General features: G+C 71.2%; 4 protein-coding genes and 1 pseudogene. All 5 read left to right on the top strand.

All coding sequences use genetic code 11. The features are described from left to right. Positions 1-218 (top strand): annotated as a pseudogene (locus G6R25_RS23160) (TetR/AcrR family transcriptional regulator); the annotation flags it as partial. 47 nt (positions 219-265) lie between these two features. Then, positions 266-511 carry an AbrB/MazE/SpoVT family DNA-binding domain-containing protein gene (locus G6R25_RS23155; protein ID WP_163554560.1) on the top strand — a complete coding sequence of 82 codons (246 nt, stop codon included), beginning with the start codon at positions 266-268 and terminating at the stop codon, positions 509-511. Then, positions 508-915, top strand: a complete 408-nt coding sequence (locus G6R25_RS23150; RefSeq protein WP_163554559.1) for a type II toxin-antitoxin system VapC family toxin — start codon at positions 508-510, stop codon at positions 913-915. The genes G6R25_RS23155 and G6R25_RS23150 overlap by 4 nt, the downstream gene beginning before the upstream one ends. A 216-nt stretch (positions 916-1,131) precedes the next feature. After that, positions 1,132-1,575 carry a Zn-ribbon domain-containing OB-fold protein gene (locus G6R25_RS23145; RefSeq protein WP_163554558.1) on the top strand — a complete coding sequence of 148 codons (444 nt, stop codon included), beginning with the start codon at positions 1,132-1,134 and terminating at the stop codon, positions 1,573-1,575. Further along, positions 1,572-2,702: a thiolase family protein gene (locus G6R25_RS23140; protein ID WP_163554557.1), complete on the top strand. Its 1,131-nt coding sequence runs from the start codon at positions 1,572-1,574 to the stop codon at positions 2,700-2,702. The genes G6R25_RS23145 and G6R25_RS23140 overlap by 4 nt, the downstream gene beginning before the upstream one ends. Positions 2,703-2,799 lie beyond the last annotated feature (97 nt).

Below are 2,799 nucleotides of genomic sequence, written 5' to 3'. Positions count from 1 at the left end.
CGGCCAACGCGGCCAACGCGGCCAACGCGGCCAACGGGGTCGGCGGCGTCCCGGCCGTGGCGCCGACCCACGACAGGCGGCTTCCCGCCGACGAGTACCCCCAGCTCAGCCGGTTGGCCGACATCGAGGGCGTGCTGGGAGCCGACGAGCGGGGATTCCGCCTGGGCCTGGAGCTGCTCGCCACCGGGATCGCCGGCCGCTACGGCGTGGAGCGGTAATCCAGATGCGCGGACCCGTCACGGTCGGAGAATGGTAGATTTATGGCATGCGAACTGCCATCGATGCTGCCGGGCGGGTCGTGATTCCGAAGGCGTTGCGCGACGCGCTCGGCCTCACGGCTGGCCAGCCGCTGGAGATCGCCGAACGGGACGGACGGCTGGAGATCGTGCCGGCACCCACACCGATGACACTCGTCGACGAAGGCGACGGCGTGGTCGCCGTGGCGGACGTCGACATGCCGGTCCTGACCGCCGACCAGGTGCGCGAGACGCTGGAACGGACCCGACGGTGAACGCGGTCGACTCGAGCGTCGTGGTAGCCGCCTTCGCGAGCTGGCACGAGCACCACGCCCTCGCCCGCAAGGCCCTGGCCACGCGGCCGCGCCTGATCGCGCACGCGGCGGTCGAGTCCTACTCCGTTCTGACCCGCCTGCCTCCACCGCACCGGGCCCAGCCATCGCTCGTGCACACGTTCCTCGCCGAGCGGTTCCCCGATCCGTTCCTGCCCCTGTCGGACGCCGGCTACCGGGACCTCCTCGCCAGGTTGGCGACCAGTCAGATCCTCGGCGGGCCCGCCTACGACGCCCTGATCGCCTTCACCGCCGTCGAGCACCGGGCGACCCTGCTGAGCCTGGACCAGCGGGCCGCCATGACTTACGAGGCCGTCGGGGCCAGCGTGGAGCAGCTCGCGCCCTGACGCCGGTGCATCGGCTGGGTCCGCGGTGTGGCGGGCTCCTTGCTCGGGGACGACGCGCCGAACTACGGTGCCTGTGGGAGCAAGTGCCGGCAACGCTGTCGTCGGTCACGATCGGCGTGGGCTGTCTTCGGCGCGCTGACGGGGCGGTTGCTGCCATGGTCTTCTGGTCCCAGGCCGAGCCGCCCCCGGCGCCCGAGGCGAGAGGACGAAGCCGACATGACGCAGCAGGCGGATTTAGTGAGGCCCGCGCCCCCCGAGATGGTGATCGACGCGCTGAGCGCGCCGTTCTGGGCCGCGGCGCGGGAGCGCAGGCTGGAGCTCCAGCGCTGCCAGGACTGCGGTCTGTTCATCCACCTCCCGCGGCCGGTCTGCCGGCGCTGCGGCTCCTTCCGCCTGGCGTTCGAGCCGGTGTCCGGGCGGGGTTCGGTGTACAGCTACACCGAGACGCGCCGGGCGTTCCATCCGTTCTTCGCCGACCGGGTGCCCTACCTGCCCGCGTCGATCGAGCTCGCCGAGCAGGCCGGCCTGCGGATGCTGTCCAACCTGGTGGGGATCGCCGAGCCTGACGTGCGGTTCGGGATGCCGGTCGAGGTCACCTTCGAGGACTTCTCGCCGGACCTCACGATCCCGGTGTTCGTTCCCGCGGGGAGCCTCGCGTGACCGGCGGGCGCCGGGTCGCCATCGTCGGTGTCGGTTACTCCGACGCCGGGCGGCGCACGGGGTTGAGCGAACGCCACCACGCGGCCCAGGCGGCGCGGGCCGCCCTCGCGGACGCCGGTCTCGAATCCGCCGACATCGACGGGCTGACCACCTGGGGCGGCAACCCGATCGACTTCGCGCACATGCTCGGTTTCTCGCCGCGGCGCTGGCACCTCGACGTCGGCATCTCGCCGGCCTTCATCAGCCCGGCCATCCATGCCGTTCACGCGGTCGCCAGCGGCCAGGCCGACACGGTGGTGGCCATGCGGGTGATCCTGCAGCAGTCGAGCCAGGCCAACTTGTGGGCCGGGGGGACCGGGATGGCCTTCGACGCGCAGTTCCAGCACCCGTTCGGCGATCTGATGCCGGCGCAGTGGGCGGGCCTGCTGACCAACCGCTACCTGCACGAGTCCGACGTGACCGAGGAGGACTTCGCGAACTTCGCCGTCACCCAGCGCGGCTACGCCGCGAAGAATCCCGAGGCGCTGATGCGGGAACCGCTGACGGTCGAGGACTATCTCGCCGCGCCCTACATCAGCAAGCCGCTGCGGCTGCTCGACTGCGACTACCCCTGCGACTCGGGCGCGGCCGTCATCTTCACCACCGAACAGCGGGCCCGCGACCTGCGCCAGAAGCCGGTGTTCGTCGAGGCGACCGCGCTCTCGGCCACCCACGACATGACCTTCGAGCTGCTGCCTGACATGGTCCGGACGTCCCCGGTGCACTGCCTGCGCGAGCTGTGGTCCAACACCGACCTGACCGCCGCCGACCTCGACTGCGCCCAGCTTTACGACGGCTTCAGCGTCATCACGTTGCAGTGGCTGGAGGCGCTGGGGATCTGCGAGCCGGGGCAGGCGGGTCCGTTCGTCAGCGGCGGCGGTACCAGCCTCACCGGCGCGCTGCCCACGAACACCGACGGCGGTGCGTGCAACGTGGGCCGCCGGCACGGCGCGAACTTCTGCATCGAAGCCACCCGGCAACTGCGCGGTGGCCAGTCGGGCGAGCGCCAGGTCGCCGACGCTGAGGTCGCGGTGTGGACCAACGCGGTCGGCCCCTTCAGCGGGGCGATGCTGCTCACCGGCTCGTAAGCGGCAGGTCCGCCGGCCCGTGCTCGCCCGCCGTGGGCGCTAGCCCGAGTTTCCATCGATCTTGGTCTCTTCCAAGCCTTTTCGTAGGTGAGAGAAA

It is taken from the genome of Candidatus Frankia alpina (assembly GCF_902806485.1).
In the GTDB taxonomy this organism is placed as follows: domain Bacteria; phylum Actinomycetota; class Actinomycetes; order Frankiales; family Frankiaceae; genus Frankia; species Frankia alpina.
The sequence above is the reverse complement of the archived record's forward strand: the minus strand, read 5'-3'. Positions and strand labels throughout refer to the sequence as shown.